The 2,735-nt window shown below is 68.5% G+C and carries 2 protein-coding genes; both read left to right on the top strand.

The window, feature by feature from the left end:
• Positions 1-84 precede the first annotated feature (84 nt).
• Positions 85-597, top strand: a complete 513-nt coding sequence (gene mreD / locus G3N92_RS32845; RefSeq protein ID WP_206131683.1) for a rod shape-determining protein MreD — start codon at positions 85-87, stop codon at positions 595-597.
• 84 nt (positions 598-681) lie between these two features.
• Positions 682-2,735: penicillin-binding protein 2 (gene mrdA, locus G3N92_RS32840; protein WP_206131682.1), on the top strand; the 2,054-nt coding region annotated here is incomplete at its 3' end.

Genomic DNA, 2,735 nt, shown 5'->3' with positions numbered 1-2,735 from the left:
CGCCAATGGCGGCCCGGCTGCCGCCAACACCGCCGCCAAGCCCGCTCCGGCGCCCGCCGCCGCGCCGTCCCGGGGAGCGCAGCCATGAGCCGTCCGCAATACATCCTGCAGCCGGTCAACCCGACCTTCATCATCTTCAGCCTGGCCGTCGCATTCCTGCTGAACCTGATGCCGTGGGGCCGCCTGCCCGGCGTGCCCGATTTCGTGGCGGTCGTGCTGCTGTTCTGGAACATCCACCAGCCCCGCAAGGTCGGCATGGGCGTCGCGTTCCTGCTCGGGATCCTGATGGACGTGCACGACGCCGGCCTGCTCGGCGAGCACGCGCTGGCCTACACGCTGCTCTCGTACGGCGCGATCACGATCCACCGCCGCGTGCTGTGGCTCTCGCTCGGCGTGCAGGCGTTCTACGTCGCGCCGTTGCTGGTGCTCGCGCAGCTCGTGCCGTTCGTGATCCGCCTGATCATGGGCGCCGCATTTCCGGGCTGGAGCTATCTGGTCGACGGCTTCGTCGAGGCCGCGCTCTGGCCGTTCGTGAGCCCCCTGCTGTTGATGCCGCAACGCCGCCCGGTCGACCCGGACGACACGCGGCCCATCTGACGTCGCCATGACGTTGCCGCGCCGCCGCCTGCCCGCCGCTCCGATCCCGGGCATCGCGGCGCGTGCGCCTTACCCCGTATCCGCATGACCGAATTCAAGGACACCCAGCAGCAGCTCTCGAAGTTCCGCCTGCGCGTCGCGGCGGCGGGCCTGTTCGTGTTCGTCTGCTTCGGGCTGCTCGCCACGCGCTTCTTCTATCTGCAGGTCTGGCAGCACGGCAAATACGCGCTGCAGGCCGACGAGAATCGCATCTCGGTGGCACCGATCGTGCCGAACCGCGGCATCATCACCGATCGCAACGGCGTGGTGCTGGCCCGCAACTATTCGGCCTACACGCTCGAAATCACGCCGTCGAAGCTGACCGACACGCTCGACAACACCATCACCGCGCTGTCGGACGTGATTCCGATCGACGCGCGCGACCGCCGCCGCTTCAAGAAGCTCCAGGAAGATTCGAAGAACTTCGAAAGCCTGCCGATCCGCACCCGCCTGACCGACGAGGAAGTCGCGCGCTTCACCGCGCAGCGCTGGCGCTTCCCCGGCGTCGAGGTGCGCGCGCGGCTGTTCCGCCAGTACCCGCTCGGGCCGACGGCCGCGCACGTGATCGGCTACATCGGCCGGATCTCGAAGCGCGACCAGGATCGCATCGACGCGATGAGCGACGAGAACGACAGCGATCCCGAGCACTACGATCCGCGCAAGGACGCCAACAACTACAAGGGCACCGACTACATCGGCAAGATCGGCGTCGAGCAGAGCTACGAAACCGAGCTGCACGGCATCACCGGCTTCGAGGAAGTCGAGGTGACGGCGGGCGGGCGGCCGGTGCGCACGCTGTCGCGCACCCAGGCCACGCCGGGCGACAACCTGGTGCTGTCGATCGACATCGGCCTGCAGCAGGTGGCCGAACAGGCGTTCGCGGGCAAGCGCGGCGCGCTGGTCGCGATCGAGCCGGCCACCGGCGACGTGCTCGCCTTCGTCTCGTCGCCGAGCTTCGATCCGAACTCGTTCGTCGACGGCATCGACCAGCAAACCTGGGACGAGCTCAACAACTCGCCCGACAAGCCGCTGCTGAACCGCCCGCTGCACGGCGTCTACCCGCCCGGCTCGACCTACAAGCCGTTCGTCGCGCTGGCCGGCCTCGAACTCGGCAAGCGCACGCCCGGCTGGGGCTTCCAGGATCCGGGCTACTACACGTTCGGCGGCCACACGTTCCGCAACGACGTGCGCTCGGGCCAGGGCTGGGTCGACATGAACCGCGCGATCATGGTGTCGAACGACACCTACTTCTACATGCTGGCGCACGACCTCGGCGTGACCAACATCGCGAACTTCATGAAGCCGTTCGGCTTCGGCCAGATCACCGGCATCGACGTGCAGGGCGAGGCGCGCGGCGTGCTGCCGTCGCCGGAGTGGAAGAAGAAGACGTTCCGCAAGCCGGCCCTGCAGAAGTGGTACGACGGCGAGACGATCAGCCTCGGGATCGGCCAGGGCTACAACTCGTTCACGATCCTGCAGCTCGCCCACGCGATGGCGACGCTGGCCGACAACGGCGTGGTGATGAAGCCCCACCTGGTCAAGGAAATCGAGGATCCGCTCACGCGCCAGCGGCACCTGACGGTGCCCAAGGAAAGCGAGGTGATCCCGCTCAAGCAGTCCAACATCGACGTGGTGAAGCGCGGCCTCGAGAACGTGATCTCGAACCCGTCCGGCACCGCCTACAAGATCTTCCAGGGCGCGCAGTACACGGCGGCCGGCAAGACCGGCACTGCGCAGGTGTTCTCGCTGCAGGGCGCGAACTATCACGGCCACATGCTCGCCGAGCACCTGCGCGACCACGCGCTGTTCACGGCCTACGCGCCGGCCGACCACCCGCGGATCGCGCTCGCGCTGATCGTCGAGAACGGCGGCTGGGGCGCGCAGTCGGCCGGCCCGATCGCGCGCAAGGTGCTCGATTTCTATCTGGTCGAGCGCAAAAACCCGGTCAACGAAGCCACCGCCGTGGCCGCCGCCGCCTCGGCCACCGAGCCGGTCAGCGCGCCGGTGGTGGGCGACACCACCCAGCCGGTGCAGGTCGCGATGGGCTTCACCGCGCTGCCGCAGCCGGTGCCGCCCGCGGCGGCCAGCGGCGCGTCGGG

The organism is Burkholderia sp. Ac-20379, assembly GCF_017104645.1.
In the GTDB taxonomy this organism is placed as follows: Bacteria; Pseudomonadota; Gammaproteobacteria; order Burkholderiales; family Burkholderiaceae; genus Burkholderia.
This window is presented reverse-complemented; position numbering and strand designations above follow the sequence as displayed.

Bases quoted from the DNA above. Each gene is read 5' to 3' on its own strand.
- mreD (WP_206131683.1), top strand. From the start codon at position 85: ATGAGCCGTCCGCAATACATCCTGCAGCCGGTCAACCCGACCTTCATC.